Below are 18728 nucleotides of genomic sequence, written 5' to 3' on the forward strand. Positions count from 1 at the left end.
CCGCCGTCAACATTTTCTGGAGGGGTTTATGACCGTTTCAACGACCAAGTCCATTCCCAAGATGGGTCGTGGTGCCCGCAAAAGCCTGTCCACCGATCCGACGCGGCTGGTGAGTTTTGCGCCGATGTTCGAAGCCCACAGCATGCCGCTGGTGTGCCGTCCGGCCGTGTCCGGCGTGAACCTGGTGGAATGGGCAAGCCAGAATCGCGCGCTGATCGAAAGCAAGCTGCTGGAGCACGCGGTGATCCTGTTCCGTGGCTTCCAGGTGGCTGATATCGGCGAGTTCAACCGTTGCGTCGATGCGATTTCCGGCGGCGCGCTGGAGTACCTGTTCCGCGCCTCGCCACGCACCCAGATCACCGGTCAGTTCAAGATCTACAGCTCCACCGATTACCCGGCGCCGGAGAAAATCTTCCCGCACAACGAACACTCGTATTCGCCGGTGTTCCCGCGTCACCTGTATTTCTACTGCGACACCCCGTCGGCCACCGGCGGCGAAACACCCTTCGGCGATACCCGCCGGATCCTCGCGCGGATCGACCCGGCGGTGCGCGAAGAATTTGCCCGTAAACGCATCATGTACGTGCGCAACTACGGCGACGGCATGGGCCTGCCGTGGCAGACCGTGTTCCAGAGCGAGGACCGCGCCGAGGTCGAAGCCTACTGCGCCAAGATCGGCATCCAGGCCGAGTGGAAGTCCGGCAACCGCCTGCGCACCCGGCAGAACGGTCCGGCCATCGTGCGCCACCCGCTGACCGGCGAGCGCATCTGGTTCAACCACGGCACCTTCTTCAACGCGCTGACCCTGCCGGACAGCATCCGCGACAACCTGTTGCGTGAGTTCGGTCCGCAAGACCTGCCGCAGAACACCTTCTTCGGCGACGGCTCGTCGATTCCCGACGACGTGATCCGTCACCTGCAAGGCATCTACCGCGAGGTGATGGTCGAGTTCGCCTGGGAGAAGGGCGACGTGGTCCTGCTCGACAACATCCTCAGCGTGCATGCGCGCAACGAATTCACCGGCTACAGAAAAATCCTCACGGCCATGGCCATCGCGCAGAAAAGCGCCGACCTGGATCAGGAATAAGGACACCCGACATGAACACCACCGCCCTCGAACCTTCGGTAGACGTCTTCCAGACTTCGGCCCAGCAGGCCTTTTATTTGCGCGTCCAGGAACTGGGTGCCCAGCCGCTGTTCGCCGCCCTGACATTGCCGCTCGCCAGGCCGGTGGATGCCCGGGCATTGCGTGTGGCGCTGGAGACACTGGGCCAGCGTCACGAAACCCTGCGCACGGTGTACCGCCGCTTACCGGGCATGAAGTGGCCGGTGCAGAGCCTGTGCGAAGCGCTGCCACTGACAGTGCTGGGCGACCAGCCTTCGGTGGCCGGGGCCTTGAGCCGCAGCCGTGAAGTCTTGGTTGAAGATTCGAATCAAGTGCTGGTGGTGGCACAGGTCAAGGGTGAAGCAGGGCAATCCATCGTCACTCTGCTGACCCCGGCGTGCAGCTTCGACGAGGACTCGCTGCGGGTGCTGTCGGCTGAACTCGCCAGTCTGTTGCGCGGCGAAACCCTGCTCGAAGACGAGGACGCGCTGCAATACCTGGACTACAGCGCCTGGCAGGAAGAGCTGCGCGAAGAAGACATCGGTCACCAGGGCGCCGCGTTCTGGCGCAACCTGCAACAGCAGTTCGCCGTGGCCCACCGCTTGCCCTTCGAAAAAGCGCTCGATGTCACCTTGGTCCGTCGTCAGGCCACCTTGATTGACGGCCCATGGTTGGCTGGCGTGCAACGGGCCGCTGTTGAAGCGGGCGTCGAGTCGGAGCAATTGGCGCTGTTGCTGTGGACCGCGTTCGTTGCACGCATCGGCCAACAGGAAAAACTGCTGATGGGCTGGCAAGTGGACGGTCGCAACGAGCAGACCGCCGCCACCCTCGGCCGTTTCGCCCGGCGTCTGCCGGTGGCCTTCGAGCACCGTAGCCAGCAGACACTGACGCAAGCCTTGGCCACCTTTGCGGCCAGCATTGAGCAGTCGCTGTCCTGGCTCGACTGCCTCAACGAGTTCGAACTGAGCGCCGAAGGCGCCGCGCCGCTGCGTTACGGCTTCGTCTATCAAGCCGCCATCGAAGCCGGTATCGAGGTAGACGACGCCAACCCCGAAGTCCTGCGCCTGCGTGTCCAGGGCGAGCAGTTGCAGCTGTCGTGTCTCGACGGTGCGCTGCCGGAGTCGATGCTGGCCGAATGGCTGGAGCAGTTTGTCGAGTTCAGCCATCAATTGTTGGCATCGCCCGAGCTGACCCTGGCTCAGGCAAATCTGCTCAATGCGGCACAACTGACCCGCCTGGTCGAGGGCTTCAACCCGAACGCCACCAGGCAGGCCTTGCCATGCCGTTTCCTGCAGGAATTGTTCAGCGAACAGGCGCGCCTGTATCCACAACGCATCGCCCTGAGTATCAACGGTCAGCGCCTGACCTATGCCGAGCTGGATGCGCGATCCAACCAGGTGGCCAATACCTTGCGCGCCCAAGGCGTGACGGCAGATGAAATCGTCGCGGTCTACGGCCAGCGCTCGCTGGAAATCGTCATTGCCTTGTTGGGTACGCTCAAGGCCGGCGCTGCGTACTTGCCGCTGGACCCGAACTACCCGATCGAGCGCCTGGCGTTCATGCTCGCCGATACCGGCGCGCGCCAGCTGCTGGCCTGCCAGCCGCTGCCGGACGCATTGGGTCATGAGCGGATAATTTCCCTGATGCCGGGGGCCGAGGTCTGGGCCGCCGCGCAAACCGAACCTGCGCCTCAGGGCGACAGCGCCAACCTGGCCTACGTCATCTACACCTCCGGTTCCACTGGCAAACCCAAGGGCGTGATGATCAGTCATGCCAACGCCGTAGCCTCGACCCTGGCGCGCACTGGGTTCTATCGCCAGCCGCTGCGCGCGTTCCTGATGCTCTCGTCGTTCTCCTTCGACAGCTCGGTGGCCGGGGTTTTCTGGGCGCTGGGGCAGGGCGCGACCCTGTGCCTGCCGGACGAGGACAGCTACAAGGATCCGGCGCAACTGGCGGCGCTGATCCAACGCGAAGAGATTTCCCACTACCTGACCTTGCCGTCGTACCACGCACAGATTCTCGAACACCTCGATCAGCAGGCCCTGGCCTGCGTCATCGTTGCCGGCGAAGCCTGCAGCAACGCCCTGGTGCAGCGACATCGCGAGGCATTGCCAGGGGTGGCACTGGTCAACGAATACGGCCCGACCGAAGGCACCGTGTGGTGCTCGGCCTGGGAATTGCCGCTCGGCCAGGACGCCGACAGCATTCCGATCGGCCAGCCGATAGCCGGCATGCGCATTCACGTGCTCGGCCCGGACCTGCAACCGGTGGCTGTGGGCGTCGAGGGTGAACTCTACGTCGGTGGTGCCGGCATTACCCGGGGTTACCTGCAGCGTGCCACGCTGACGGCCGAGCGTTTTGTCCCCGACCTGTTCGCGAACGCGGCGGACCAACGTCTGTACCGCACCGGTGACCTGGCGCGCTATCGCGCCGATGGCGTGCTGGAGTATCTGGGCCGGGTCGATCACCAGATGAAAATCCGCGGCTTCCGCATCGAACTGGGCGAAATCGAAGCGGCCATGCGCAGCGCGCCGGGTATCGAGGACGCCGCCGTCATCGCCCGGGAAACCCCGACCGGCCCGCAACTGCTGGGCTTCGTGGTGTCCCCGGCGGACACCGCCGACATCCGCCTCAACGAATTGCGCAGCCATCTGGCCGAGGCGCTGCCCGAGCACATGCAGCCGGCGCGCTTGCAGGTGCTGGAAGGTTTCCCGCTGATGCCCAACGGCAAGCTCAATCGCCAGGCCTTGCTCGATCTCGATGTGCGTCGCAGCGCCTTCGTCGCGCCGCGCAACGACCTGGAAAAAACCCTGGCGGCGATCTGGGCCGAAGCGCTGCATGTCGAGCGCGTCGGTGTGCACGACAGCTTCTTCGAACTGGGCGGGCACTCGCTGCTGGCCACGCGCATTCGCGCGCGGATTCAGGACGAACTGAACCTGGCGATCCCGCTCAAGCTGTTTTTCGACGGCGACACCCTGGAACGCCTGGCGGCGCAGATCGAGCAGTTCCGCCAGCAAAGTGAGCACCAGGAAAACGACGTAGACGCCCTCGAAGCGTTGTTCGACGAAGTGGATGAGGAACACGCGCAATGAGTGCTGCACCGGACAGAATGATGACCCTGGCCCAGCGTTTCTGCGGCTTGAGCGCGGACGCCCGGCGCGCGTTGCAACAAAAGATGCACGCTCAGGGGCTGACCCTGGAATTGCTGCCGATCCCGCCACGGGACCGCACCGTCGACACGCTGCCGGCGTCCTACGCGCAGCAGCGCTTGTGGTTCCTCTGGCAGATGCAGCCCCAGGCCACGGCCTACAACCTGACCGGTGCCTTCCGCCTCAATGGCGAGCTGAACCGCGATGCATTGGCGCAGACCTTGGCGACACTGGTGCAACGTCATGAGGTGTTGCGCACCACGTTCGTCTTCGACGAACAGCAAGTGCTGCAGCACATCCACCCGCAGATGGACACCCCGCTGGTCGAGGTCAGTGCCGCCGACGACATCGAACTGCAACGCCAGATCGCTCTCAACGCCGAGCAGCCGTTCGACTTGCAGCACGGCCCGTTGATGCGCTGCCGCTTGATCCGCCTCGATGCCCGGCAGCATGTGCTGGTGCTGACCTTCCATCACATCGTCACCGATGGCGGCTCGCTGCCGATCCTGTTGCAGGAATTCACCCGGGTCTACGGGCAATTGAGTGCCGGTCAGGCCGCGCAACTACCGGAACCCGGCATTCAATACGCCGACTTCGCCCGCTGGCAGCGCCTGTGGCTGGAGGCCGGTGAAGCCGAGCGCCAGCTCGATTACTGGCGCGAACAGCTGGGCAACGAGCATCCACCGCTGAACCTGCCGACCGACCGCCGTCGCCCGGCGATCCCGAGCCAGCAGGGCGCCAGCGTCGAGCTGAACATTCCCGCTGCGTTGACCGCTCAACTGCGCGAGCTGGCCCGCCGCGAAGGCTGCACCCTGTTCATGCTGCTGATGGCAGCGTTGCAGACGCTGTTGCATCGCTACAGCGGCGAGCAGGACATCCGCGTCGGCGTGCCGATTGCCAACCGCACCCGCCAGGACGTGGAAAACCTGCTGGGCTTTTTCGTCAACACCCAGGTGCTGCGCAGTCAGCCCCGAGCCGACCAGCCGTTTGTGCAATTGCTGGCCGAGGCCAAGACTGCGGCGCTCGGCGCACAGGCCCATCAGGACCTGCCGTTCGAGCAACTGGTCGATGGCCTGGGCGTGGAGCGCAGCCTGAGCCACACGCCGCTGTTCCAAGTGATGTTCAACCACCAGCGCGACAGTGGCGACCCGCAACGCTGGGACTTGCCGGGCCTGAGTGTCGAACCGCTGATCTGGGACGAGAAGACCACCAAGTTCGACCTGATGCTCGACACCGTCGAAAGCGACGAGGGCATCCACGCGTCGTTCGTCTACGCCACCGAACTGTTCGACGCCGCGACCATCGAGCGTCTCGGCCGCCACTGGCTGAACCTGTTGCAGGCCATCTGCAGCGACCCAGGTGTGGCCTTGGCCGACCTGGGCATGCTCGACGCTGCCGAACAGCAGGCCACCTTGCTGGACTGGAATCGCAGTGCTGAAATCAACACGACAGAAGCTGCGAATGCCCTGTGCGCCCATCAACTGATCGAAGCCCAGGCCGACGCGCACCCGCACAATATTGCCGTGACCTGCGAGGGCATCACCCTCACTTACGCCGAACTGAATAGCCGCGCCAACCGCATTGCCCATCGTCTGCGCGAACGCGGGGTCGGCCCGGACGTGTTGGTCGGCATCGCCCTGGAGCGTTCGCTGGAGATGATCGTCAGCCTGCTGGCGATCCTCAAGGCCGGTGGCGCCTATGTGCCGCTGGACCCTGATTACCCGCAGGATCGCCTGGCCTACATGCTCGCCGACAGCGGCACACGCCTGTTGCTGACCGATTCGGCGCTGATGCCGCGCCTGCCGTTGAACGAAGGCATTGAAGTGATCTGCCTCGATCACGCCAGCGACTGGCTCGATGAGGCCAGCGCCGACAACCTGCCGAACCTGACCAGCCCGCAGAACCTGGCCTACGTCATCTACACCTCCGGCTCCACCGGCAAACCCAAGGGCACGCTGCTGCCCCACAGCAACCTGACCCGCCTGTTCAGTGCCACCGGGCACTGGTTCGGTTTCAATGCGGACGACGTCTGGAGCCTGTTCCATTCCTATGCCTTCGACTTTTCCGTATGGGAAATCTTTGGCGCGCTGTTCTACGGCGGCAAGCTGGTGGTCGTGCCGCACGCGGTCAGCCGCTCCCCGGAAGACTTCGCCCGCTTGCTCAGTGATGAAGGTGTCACGGTACTCAACCAGACCCCCTCGGCCTTCCGCCAGTTGATGCCGTTCGCCTGCGCCAACGCGCCAGGCATGGCCCTGCGTTACGTGGTGTTCGGTGGCGAGGCGCTGGAAATGGCCAGCCTGCGGCCGTGGTACGACGCTTTCGACGACCGGCAGCCATTGCTGATCAACATGTACGGCATCACCGAAACCACGGTGCACGTGACCTACCGCCCGCTGTCCCGCGCCGACCTCGATGGCACCAACAGCTCGCCGCTGGGCGAGCCGATCGCCGACCTGCGCTGGTACGTGCTCGACCCGCGCCTGAACCCGGTGGCCAAGGGTTGCGTCGGTGAGCTGTACGTCGGCGGTGCCGGTCTGGCCCGGGGTTATCATCAGCGTGCCGACCTGACCGCGACGCGCTTTGTGCCGGACCTGTTCGCCGCCGAGCCGGGCGCGCGCCTGTATCGCACCGGTGACCTGGCGCGATATTGCGCCGATGGCAGCATCGAGTACGCCGGGCGTATCGACCATCAAGTGAAGATCCGTGGCTTTCGCATCGAACTGGGGGAAATACAGGACCGCCTGCAAAGCCATCCGGCCATCGAGCAGGCGCTGGTCCTGGCACCGCAGGTCAACGGCAGCCAGCAACTGGTGGCGTGGTTCACCGCGACCAACGACCACAAGGATTTGCGCCAGTCCCTGCGCGAACATTTGCAGGGCGGTCTGCCGGACTACATGGTGCCGGCGCACCTGATCAGACTCGAGCACTGGCCGCTGACCAGCAACGGCAAGCTGGATCGCAACGCACTGCCCAAGCCTGATGCGGCCTTGGCGCAACAGGCGTACACCGCGCCAATGGATGACATGCAAACCGAGCTGGCGGCGATCTGGCAAGACGTGCTCAAGCTTGAGCGCGTAGGCATTGATGACAACTTCTTCGAACTGGGCGGCGACTCGATCATCTCGATCCAGGTGGTCAGCCGCGCGCGTCAGGCCGGGATTCGCATCACCCCGCGCGACCTGTTCCAGCACCAGACCGTGCAAAGCCTGGCGAAGGTCGCCGTGCGCAGCGCCGGGCTGCTCATCGATCAGGGGCCGGTACGCGGTGACGTGTTGCTGACGCCGATCCAGCACTGGTTCTTCGAACAACACATCGAGGCTCGTCATCACTGGAACCAGTCGGTATTGCTGGAGCTGCGCGAGCCACTGGACAGCGGCTGCCTGCAACAGGCGCTGGCGGCGTTGCTGGAACATCACGATGCATTGCGCCTGCGTTTGCATCAGGTCGATGGTGTCTGGCAACAGGCGCAAGCAGAACAATGGAGCAGCGCTGATGTACTGTGGCAGCGCCAAGCCGCCGATGCCGATGAACTGCTTGAACTGTGCAATGCCGCACAGGCGAGCCTGAACCTGCAGGATGGCCCGCTGCTGCGTGCCTTGCTGGTGGACATGGGCACGGCAGGCCAGCGCCTGTTGCTGGTGGTGCATCACCTGGCGGTGGACGGCGTTTCCTGGCGTCTGCTGCTCGAAGACCTGCAAGCCGCTTACGCTCAGGCACGTCGGGCCGAGCCGCTGCGCCTGCCGGCCAAGACCAGCGCCTATCAGGCCTGGGCCGCACGTTTGCAACGTCATGCGCAAAGCCCGGCGCTGGCGCAGCAAGCCGCTTACTGGCAAGCCCAATATCACGATGTCGCGGTGCAACTGCCGGCGGACAACCCGCAAGGCAGCCTGGCCAGCCGGCACGCCGTCAGCGTGGAAACCGTGCTCGACAGCACCTTGACCCGCCAACTGCTGCAAGACGCCCCGGCGGCTTACCGCACCCAGGTCAACGACCTGTTGCTGACGGCACTGGTGCGGGTGCTGGGCCAGTGGACCGGTCAATCGTCGACCCTGGTCAAACTGGAAGGCCACGGCCGTGAGGACCTGTTCGACGACATCGACCTGACCCGCACCCTGGGCTGGTTCACCTCGATTTTCCCGGTCAAGCTCACCCCGGCCGACGACCTGGCCGCGAGCATCAAGGCGGTCAAGGAACAGCTGCGTGCCGTGCCCGACAAAGGCATCGGCTTCGGCATCCTGCGCTATCTGGCCGACGTTGGCCTTGAGGCTCTGCCGTCACCCCAGGTCACCTTCAACTACATGGGCCAGTTCGACGCCAGCTTCGACGAGCAGGCGCCGTGGCGTCCGGCGAAGGAAAGCGGCGGCGCCGAGCAGGGTGCCTCGACTGAGCTGGACCAGGGCCTGAGCATCAACGGCCAGGTCTACGCTGGCCAACTGCGCTTGAGCTGGACTTTCAGTAGCGACCTGTTCAAAGCGCAAACCGTGCAGCACCTGGCCGATGCCTATGCCATGGAGTTGCAACGGCTGATCGAGCATTGCCTGAGCGGTGCCGGTGGCCTGACCCCGGGCGACGTACCGCTGGTGCGCGTCGATCAGGCGCAACTCGATGCCTTGCCGCTGGCGGCCAGCCGCATCGAAGACATCCTGCCGCTGTCACCGATGCAGCAAGGCATGTTGTTCCACAGCCTGTTCGCCCCGGATACCGGTGCCTACGTGCCGCAGATGCGCGTGGATGTGCAGGGGCTGGACGTCGAGGCGTTCCGCAACGCCTGGCAGCAGACGCTGGCGCGCCATGAAGTGCTGCGCGCGGCATTCTTCAGCGAAAGCAATGGCTCGCGACCGCTGCAAGTGATCCTGGCCGACGCCACGTTGCCGATGACCCTGCTCGACTGGCGCGACCGGCCTGATCTGCCGCACGCGCTGGAGCGACTGGCCGAGGACGATCGCCTGCGCGGTTTCGACCTGACGGCGGCGCCACTGCTGCGCCTGACCCTGGTGCAGACCGCCGATGACAGCCATCACCTGATCTTCACCAACCACCACATCCTGCTGGACGGCTGGAGCACTTCTCAGTTGTTCGGCGAAGTGCTGCAACGGTATTGCGGAATCATGCCCGCGCCGAGCGTCGGTCGTTATCGCGATTACATTAGCTGGCTGGGCACCCGTGACCGCGCTGCGTGCGAGGCGTTCTGGCTGGAGCAATTGCACGCCTTCACCGAGCCGACCCGCCTTGCCAGCGCCTTGCCGGGGCCGGTTGCAGGACAGTGCAGCGGTCATCGCACCCTGCACCTCAACCTGGACCGCGCGGCCACCGAGCGCCTGAGCGGGTTCGCCCGCCAGGCCCGCGTCACGCCCAACACCCTGCTGCAAGCCGCATGGCTGTTGATATTGCAGCGTTACACCGGCCAGTCGACGGTGGCGTTCGGCGCCACGGTGTCGGGGCGTCCGAGTGAACTGCAAGGCATCGAGCAGCAGATCGGGTTGTTCATCAACACCTTGCCGGTGATCGCCACGCCGCACCCCGAGCGCACGGTCAGCCAATGGATCGATGAAGTCCAGGCGCTCAACCTCAGGTTGCGCGAAGTCGAGTACACGCCGCTGGCGGACGTGCAGCGCTGGGCCGGTCATTCCGGTGAGGCGCTGTTCGACACCCTGCTGGTGTTCGAAAACTACCCGGTGGCGCAAGCGTTGGAAGAGGGCAACAGCAGCGCGCTGAAATTCTCCGGCATCAGCAACCACGACCAGACCAGTTTCCCGCTGGCCATTGCCGCCGAGTTGGGCGAATGCCTGGACCTGCGTTTCAACTACGACGCGGCGCTGTTCAGTGCCGAGGCCATCGAAGGTTTGAGTTCGCGGCTGGTTGCCTTGCTCGATGCCATGGTTTGCGCGCCACAGCAACCCTTGGGGCGCTTGAGCCTGCTCGATGCCGTGCAAACGGCGCAGCAGGTCGAAGGCTTCAACCGCACGGTGCAGGACTGGGCGGATGTGCGCCCGGTCTACCAGTGCTTCGAAGCCCAGGTGCTGCAAACCCCGGAGGCCCCGGCCCTGGTGTTTGCCGGCCGGACCCTGAGTTATCGCCAGCTCAACCAACAGGCCAACCGACTGGCGCACCTGTTGCGCCGCCAGGGTGTGGGCGCCGAAGTGTTGGTGGGCATCGCTGCCGAGCGCTCGCTGGAACTGGTGATCGGCTTGCTGGCGATCATGAAGGCCGGCGGCGCCTACGTGCCGCTGGACCCGGACTACCCGCGCGAACGCCTGGAGCACATGTTCGACGACAGTGGCGTGCACCTGCTGCTGACCCAGCGGCATCTGCTTGAGCAGTTGCCGATCCCGGCCGCCACCACGTCAATCTGCCTGGACGACATGGCGCCGCTGCTCGAAGGGCTGAGCGACGAAAACCTGCCCTGCGTGGTCGAGCTGCAATCGCTGGCCTACATGATCTACACCTCCGGCTCCACCGGCAAACCCAAGGGCGCGGCCAACCGTCACGATGCCTTGTACAACCGCCTGGCGTGGATGCAGGGCGCCTATCCGCTGGACGGGCGCGACACCGTCTTGCAGAAAACCCCGTTCAGTTTCGACGTGTCGGTCTGGGAGTTCTTCTGGCCGCTGATGACCGGCGCCCGGTTGGCCGTGGCCGAGCCGGGTGCTCATCGCGATCCGGCGCAATTGGTCAGCCTGATCGAGCAGTACCGGGTCAGCACCCTGCATTTCGTGCCGTCGATGTTGCAGGCGTTTGTCCAGGGCGAAGGCTTCGAGCGTTGCGCCAGCCTGCGGCAGATCATGTGCAGCGGCGAAGCCTTGTCGGCAGACTTGCAGCACAGCCTATTCCGCGTCCTGCCGGACGTCGGCCTGTACAACCTGTACGGCCCGACCGAAGCGGCGATCGACGTGACCCACTGGACCTGTGTCGATGACGGCGGGTTCAGCGTGCCGATCGGTTATCCGATTGCCAACCTGGTGACCTACATCCTCGATGACAGCCTGCAACCGCAGGTGCAGGGGTGTGTGGGCGAGCTGTACCTGGGCGGCATCGGCCTGGCCCGTGGTTACCACAACCGTCCGGACCTGACCGCCGAGCGCTTCGTCGCCAGCCCGTTCGGTGAGCAGGGCGAGCGCTTGTACCGCACCGGCGATCTGGCGCGCTACCGCGAGGACGGCGTGATCGAATACGTCGGCCGCATCGACCATCAAGTGAAGATCCGCGGCTTGCGCATCGAGCTGGGGGAAATCGAAGCCTGCCTGCTGGAGCATCCACAGGTGCGCGAAGCCGTGGTGATCGCCCTGGACGTTGGCAAGTCCAAGCAATTGGTGGCTTACGTTGTCGGTCATGCGGACCTTGAGCTACTCAAGCAACACCTGCGCAAGGCGCTGCCCGAGCATATGCAGCCAAGCCACATACTGCTGCTCGATCAGTTGCCGGTGACACCCAACGGCAAGCTCGACCGCCGCGCATTGCCGCAGCCGGACCAGCAAGTACGCGAATACGTTGCGCCGCGCAATGCCGTGGAAGCGACGCTGCAAGCGGTGTGGCAGGCGTTGTTCGAAGTGCCGCAAGTGGGCATGCACGATAACTTCTTCGAACTGGGCGGCGATTCCATCGTCTCGATCCAGGCCGTCAGCCGCGCACGCAAGGCCGGCTTGAGCATTTCGCCCAAGCATGTGTTCAGCCATCCGACCCTCGCCGAACTGGCCACGGTCGCCCAACCCGTCGCGGCGGATCAAGCCGTGCCGACTGTGGTTGCACCGGCAGCAAAAATCGAGCTGAGTGAAGCGCAATATCAGGCGCTGGAACTGACAGCGGACGAAGTCGAGGACGTTTATCCGCTGTCGCCGATGCAGCAGGGCATGCTCTTCCACTCGGTGCAGGACGGCGATTCGGGGCTGTACGTCAACCAGATCGAAGTGGGCGTACGCGGTGTTGACGGTGCGCGTTTCCGCGAGGCCTGGGCCGATGCTGCCCGACGTCACGGGATTCTGCGCACCGCATTCCTCTGGGAAGGCGACAAGGAACCGCTGCAAGTGGTGCGGCGCGATGCGCCTGCACTGCTGACCGAGCTGGACTGGCGCGGGCTGGATGATCAGCCTGAACGCGTCCGCCAACTGGCCCTGGAGGAGCGCGAGCGCGGATTCTCGCTCAATCGCGCGCCCTTGTTGCGCCTGTTGCTGGTGCGTCTGGAAGACGACCGCTATCGCCTGATCTGGACGTACCACCACATCCTCATGGACGGCTGGAGCGTGTCGCGCCTGATCGGTGAAGTGCTGCGCCATTACAGCGGCGATGAGCACGAGCCGGTGGCCGCCTACCGCGACTACATCGACTGGCTCGGCCAGCAAGTCGCCGAGGCCAGCGAGGCGTTCTGGAAAGGCAAACTCGCCAACCTCGAAGGCGCCACGCACCTGGCCCGCGCCTTGCCGGTGAAGGCGCCGCAAGCGGGTTACCACGCGATCTATACGCACCTCAGTGCCGGGCAGACTGCGCGTTTGCAGGCCTTTGCCCAGCAACAGCAGGTGACGCTCAACACCCTGGTGCAAGCCGCGTGGTTGCTGCTGTTGCAGCGCTACACCGGCCAGCGCACGGTGACGTTCGGCGCCACCGTGTCCGGGCGTCCGGAAACCCTCAACGGCTCCGAGAACATGCTCGGGCTGTTCATCAACACCTTGCCGGTGGTCAACAGCGTGCCGACCGAGGCCCGCGTCGGTGACTGGCTGCGCGAGATCCAGGCCTGCAACCTCGATATCCGCGACTTCCAGCAAACCCCGCTGAGCGATATCCAGCGCTGGGCCGGGCAGGGCGGGCAGTCGTTGTTCGACAGCATCATCGTCTTCGAAAACCAGCCGGTGGACCGCACCCTGCGCGAATGGAACGGCGACTCGCTGCGCTTCGAAGACGTGTCCGACTTCGGCCTGACCAGCTTCGCCATGGACCTGATGGTCAGCCTCGACGAGGGGCTGCGCATCGAGTACATGCACCAGCGCGACCAGTTCGATCTGGCGACCGTCGAAACCCTGCGCGGCCACATGGAAAGCCTGATGCAGCGCCTGTGCGACGACGCCGGGCGTGCCGTCGGCGAACTGGGCCTGCTGACCCTGGACGAAGGCCGGGCGCTGGACGGCGAACGGCCGGTGGTGGCGGACGGTGACGAGACACCGGTGCACGAGCTGATCCGTCAGCGTGCGCGACTGCAACCGGATCACACGGCGCTGGTGCTCAGCTATGCCGACCGTGACGCCGAGCACCTGAGCTACGCCGAACTGGACCGACGCTCCGATGCCTTGGCGGTGCATCTGCTGGAACAAGGCGTGCAGGCCGAGGACGTGATCGGTGTGTTCATGGAGCGTTCGCTGGAGCTGGTGGTGTCGCTGCTGGCGGTGATGAAGTGTGGCGCCGCCTACGTGCCGCTGGACCCGCAATACCCCCAGGAACGCCTGCGCTACATGATGGCCGACAGCGACATGCGCCTGCTGCTGACCCAGGAACGGCTGCGCGACACAGCGCAGTTGAATCCGGGCACGGCGATGGTCGCGGTGGACCGATTGAACCTCGACGTCGAGGTGCCGGCACCGCAATGTGCTGTGCACGCCGAGCAACTGGCCTACCTGATCTACACCTCCGGTTCGACCGGCAAACCGAAGAGCGTCGCGGTCGCCCACGGCCCCCTGAGCATGCATGTACAGGCCATCGCCGAGCTGTACGAAATGGACCCGGGCAATCGCGAACTGCACTTCATGTCGTTCGCCTTCGATGGCGCCCATGAACGCTGGATCACCGCGCTGATCAGCGGCTCGACCCTGGTCATTCGTGACAATACGTTGTGGACCGCCGAGCAGACCCTGGCTGTGCTGCACCGCCAGCGCATCAGCGTCGCCTGCTTCCCCCCGGCGTACCTGCTGCAACTGGCCGAGCACGCCGAACTGCAGGGCGGTGATCCGCCGCCGGTGCGCATCTACTGCTTCGGTGGCGATGCGGTGCCGGACGCCACGTTCGAGCGGGTCAAGCACACACTCAAGCCGCAATACCTGGTCAACGGCTACGGCCCGACGGAAACCGTGGTCACGCCGCTGCTGTGGAAGATCGCCGCCGACGGCCATTGCCAGGCAATGTACGCGCCGATTGGCCAACGCGTCGGCAGCCGCAGCCTGCACGTGCTGGACATGGACCTCAACCCGCTGCCGGTGGGCATGGTCGGTGAGCTGTACATCGGCGGACGGGGTGTCGCGCGTGGCTACCATCGTCATCCGTGGCAGAGCGCCGAGCGCTTCGTCGCCGATCCGTTCAGCCCTGAAGGCGGGCGCCTGTACCGCACCGGTGACCTGGTGCGCCGTCGCGAAGATGGCGTGTTCGACTACGTCGGGCGCATCGACCATCAGGTCAAGGTGCGCGGCTTCCGCATCGAACTGGGCGAAATCGAAGCCCGCTTGCGCGAGCAGGTCGGGGTCAACGATGCGCTGGTGGTCGTGCGGGACAACGGCCAGGGGCCGCAATTGGTGGGCTATGTGGTGGCGGCACAAGACGATGGCCTCGGCCCGCGTTGCCAGGCGGCATTGCGCGAAAGCCTGCCCGACTACATGGTGCCGACGCAGGTCGTGGTGCTGCCGCGTTTCCCGCTGACGCCCAACGGCAAGCTCGACCGCAGGGCCCTGCCGGATCCGGCCTTCACCGGCCGCGACTACGTGGCCCCGCGCACGCCGCTGGAATGGGCGCTGGCGGACATCTGGCAACAGGTGCTGGGCATCGAGAAGGTCGGTATCACCGACAACTTCTTCGAGTTGGGCGGTGATTCGCTGCGTACCCTCAAGGTGATCTCGAAAGTGCGTGCGCTGAACGCGCCGGATTTCCAGATCAAGCTGCGCGACATGATGGCCAAGCCGACGATTGCCGGGTTGTCCGGTGTCGATGAGCAGCCCGTGCGGCAGAGCCCGCAATCGCTGTTGCTGCTCAATCAGCTGGTGGCGGATCAGCCGGCATTGTTCTGCCTGCACGCCGGTTTCGGCACGGTGTTCGATTACGAGCCGTTGGCCCGGCGCCTGGACGGTGAGCGCACGGTCTACGGCGTGCAATGCCGGATGCTGCTCGACCGGCAGTGGCACGACACTTCGCTTTCGCAGATGGCCGCCGACTACGTCGAGGCGATCCGCGCCAGACAACCCCAGGGGCCGTACCACGTATTGGGCTGGTCGCTGGGCGGGGCGTTGGCGTTGCTGGTGAGTGAGCTGTTCGAACAGCAGGGCCAGCGTGTGGCGTTCGTCGGTCTGGTGGACAGCTTTGTACCGACCCAGGCCAATGCCGTTGCCAGTGCGGATGAGTGGCGTGTGGATCTGGCCGAGTTCCTCGGTGCAACCTTGGGTATGGATGGCGAGGTGATCGCCCGGGCGCTGAATACCGAGGCAGCGGGGGACCACGATGCCGTGGCGCGGATCATTCGCGCGGTGATCGACAGCCAAAGCGATCAGGCCAGCGGTTACGCGCTGCTCGGTGCCGATGAGCTGGCCCAGACGTTCATGGTCAGCACACGCTTGAAGGCCCTGTCGCGGCAGGTCGACACCCTGCCGATTCCGCAAGCCGGGCTGCATTGCTGGTGGGCCGATGGCAACCCGACGGCCGAACGCGCCACGCTCGAACGCCAGCAACCGCGGCTGCGTGAGGTGCAAACGGTGACGGCCGGGCACTTCGATATCCTGCAGCAGGATGAGTGCCTGGATGCGGTGGTGGCGCTGCTTGGCCGGGAGGTGGTGCCGCTGATCTAAGCCGATCACTTGTGGAGGGCTTGCCTGTGATGTGGGGCTTGCCTGTGGTCAGGGGCTTGCCTGAGATGTGGGGCTTTCCTGTGATTTTGGGTTTGCCTGTGGCGAGGGAGCTTGCTCCCGCTCGGCTGCGAAGCAGTCGCAAACCCGAACAACGCGGTATGTCTGGCTAACCGCGATCACAGGTTTTGGGGCCGCTTCGCGACCCAGCGGGAGCAAGCTCCCTCGCCACAGGTTTTTCGTTCGGCTTGGGAGGATCTTCATTGAGCCCTAATGAACGACCCTCCCGGTTCGTTTACCAGGGCAAGCCTGTTTATTTTTTGGAGACTACCGCCCATGGCACTGCACCCGGACATCGAAGGTTTTCTGGAACTGGCCGAGTTCGGCCGCCTCAGCGGCAAAAGCCAACCCATGCACGAGCTGTCGCCTGGCGAAGCCCGGCAGCAATTCGAACAGACATCGCAGTTGCTCGATGCCACCCCGATGGGCGCATTGACGGTGACGGCGGTCAGCCTTCCTGCGCGGGACGGGTATGTGCTCAATGCGCGGCTGTACGCCAAAGCGCAACCGGACGGCGAGCCGCGCCCGGTGTTGTTGTACTTCCATGGCGGCGGCTACGTGGTGGGCAGCCTCGATTCCCACGACACCCTGTGCCGGCGTCTGGCGCTGGCAGGGGAATTTGCCGTGTTGTCGGCGGATTATCGACTGGCGCCGGAACACCGTTTCCCCACCGCTTACAACGATGCCGAAGACGTGACGCGCTGGCTGGCTGTTACCGGTGCTCAAGCCTTGGGACTGGACGCGAGGCGCATTGCGCTGGCAGGGGACAGCGTCGGCGGCAGCCTGGTGGCATCGCTGTGCATCGCCATGGCCCAGGACCCGCTGGGATGGCCGCTTGTTCCGCGCCTGCAAGTGTTGCTGTACCCGGTGATCGATGCGGTTAAAAAACGCCCGTCCCTGGAGCGATTCGCCGAAGGCTATCTGCTGGAAGCCACCACGCTGGAATGGTTCTACCAGCAATACCAACGCAGCGAAGCGGATCGTGCCGACTGGCGTTTTTCACCGCTGTACGCCGAAGGCCTGCAACGCCTGACGCCGACGGTGCTGTGGCTGGCCGAGTACGATCCATTGCTCGATGAAGGCCTGGCCTGGGCCGAAAAACTGCGGGCCGCGGGGCAACCCCTGGTGCTGGAGGTAAAGGCCGGTATGACCCACGACTTTGCGCGCATGGGCGAAATGGTCCAAGAGGTGCCGGGGATGCTGGTGCAACTGGCGGCGCAGATCAGCGAAAGCCTGGTCTGATTTGTGGGAATTGCCCTGAGGTCGATCAGTCAAGCACAACCCCTGTGGGAGCGAGCTTGCTCGCGATAGCGGTCGTACATTCAACATCTATGTGTCTGACCCAACGCCATCGCGAGCAAGCTCGCTCCCACAGGTCTATCGGTGATCCGGAGATTGTGGTCAGGGCGGATCAAGCCGATCCAGCGCCCGATTCACCGCCAGTTCCCCCAGCATGATCACCTGCGCAATCCCCAACAATGCATTGCGACTTGTCCCCTGCAAATGATCCACCAGATCGTTGGCCATGACATTGGCCGACGCCAGCGACTCATGCACATGGGCGAGATGGTCCAGGAAGTGCCGGGGATCAACTGGCGGCGCAGATCAGCGAGAGTCTGGGCTGATTTGTTGTGAGGGGATTAACGGATGCCGATCAGTTAAATGCAATCCCTGTGGGAGCGAGCTTGCTCGCGATAGCGGTCGAACATTCAACATCTATGTGTCTGACCCAACGCCATCGCGAGCAAGCTCGCTCCCACAGGTCTATCGGTGATCTGGATATTGTGGTCAGGGCGGATCAAGCCGATCCAGCGCCCGATTCACCGCCAGTTCCCCCAGCATGATCACCTGCGCAATCCCCAACAGCGCATGGCGACTTGTCCCCTGCAAATGATCCACCAGATCGTTGGCCATGACATTGGCCGACGCCAGCGACTCACAGGCGTGCACCAGCAGGGTTTCGGTGCTGAGTTCGGGATTGACGATGAACATCGTGCTGGGTGTGCGCGGGGTGGCCATGATGTTGGGGCCTGGATCGAAGGCGCGCTCGGTGGCTTCGTGGGATTGTTTTGATTCGGGACTTTCGTGTGGGGAGGTCGGGTCGGAGTCCGGCGGATTTGGAGTTACTTTGAACATAGGTGGATTTCCTAATTGGGCCACATCCACTTCGCTACTAAACGAGAGGGTGGCGGCTGTGCGCAAGTTAGTAGACCGGAGGACCCACCAAATCCGGCGCGTCCGAGGACGCCATGCGCACAGCCACCATTGAGTGCAGGCGAGCCTGACTAAATGATGCTTGTGCAACCGAGAGTGGGGAGTGCGGGCTACTAAACCCGATCACTGACAATTCAGTGACCCGAACCAAGTTACCGACCACCCCCAAGGCGCACAAGCCGGCGGATTCTGGCGTACCTGTAGGCAACGACGCAAGGCGTTGTGGCTTTCATGAAGTAACCTGTAGGCCGCTTAAACAGACGCTATCGAGTGGTTCTTAACCTGCTGTTATGTCTTATCAAAGAGCGTTGAATTCCCCTGAGTCGGCAGGAAGCGTCCTACGAAAGTTTGCGGTTGGCAGTCGGAAGTGCAGCCCTTACGATCTGACGTTACGCATTGGTTGGTTTGGCAAATGACACTTCATCTTGCGATCGACGACAGCGCCCCCGATACCGA

The 18728-nt window shown here is 64.2% G+C and carries 5 protein-coding genes and 1 pseudogene; 4 read left to right on the forward strand and 2 right to left on the reverse strand.

The genetic code is table 11. The features are described 5' to 3' along the window. Positions 1-28: 28 nt before the first annotated feature. The 4 genes from C9422_RS17165 (at position 29) to C9422_RS17180 (ending at position 17300) form a co-directional block, all read left to right on the forward strand. Positions 29-1087, forward strand: coding sequence for a TauD/TfdA family dioxygenase (locus C9422_RS17165; RefSeq protein WP_116581475.1), 1059 nt, complete (start codon positions 29-31; stop codon positions 1085-1087). An 11-nt stretch (positions 1088-1098) separates the two neighbouring features. Continuing rightward, positions 1099-4197 (forward strand): amino acid adenylation domain-containing protein, encoded by a 3099-nt coding sequence (locus C9422_RS17170; RefSeq protein ID WP_116581476.1) that lies wholly within the window; start codon positions 1099-1101, stop codon positions 4195-4197. Beyond that, positions 4194-16001 carry a non-ribosomal peptide synthetase gene (locus C9422_RS17175; RefSeq protein WP_116581477.1) on the forward strand — a complete coding sequence of 3936 codons (11808 nt, stop codon included), beginning with the start codon at positions 4194-4196 and terminating at the stop codon, positions 15999-16001. Before C9422_RS17170 ends, C9422_RS17175 begins: the two co-directional genes overlap by 4 nt. A 333-nt stretch (positions 16002-16334) precedes the next feature. Continuing rightward, a complete protein-coding gene (locus tag C9422_RS17180) occupies positions 16335-17300 on the forward strand; it encodes an alpha/beta hydrolase (RefSeq protein WP_116581478.1) in 966 nt (321 codons plus the stop codon). A gap of 159 nt (positions 17301-17459) precedes the next feature. On the opposite strand, the pseudogene C9422_RS32240 reads toward C9422_RS17180, so the two are convergent. Next, positions 17460-17624 (reverse strand): annotated as a pseudogene (locus tag C9422_RS32240) (DUF6124 family protein); the annotation flags it as partial. 222 nt (positions 17625-17846) lie between these two features. Then, on the reverse strand, positions 17847-18194 hold the full coding sequence (locus C9422_RS17185) for a DUF6124 family protein (protein ID WP_116581479.1): 348 nt from the start codon (positions 18192-18194) through the stop codon (positions 17847-17849). Positions 18195-18728: the final 534 nt, after the last annotated feature.

The sequence above is a fragment of the Pseudomonas sp. B1(2018) genome (genome assembly GCF_003097365.1).
GTDB classification, from domain to species: domain Bacteria; phylum Pseudomonadota; class Gammaproteobacteria; order Pseudomonadales; family Pseudomonadaceae; genus Aquipseudomonas; species Aquipseudomonas laurylsulfatiphila.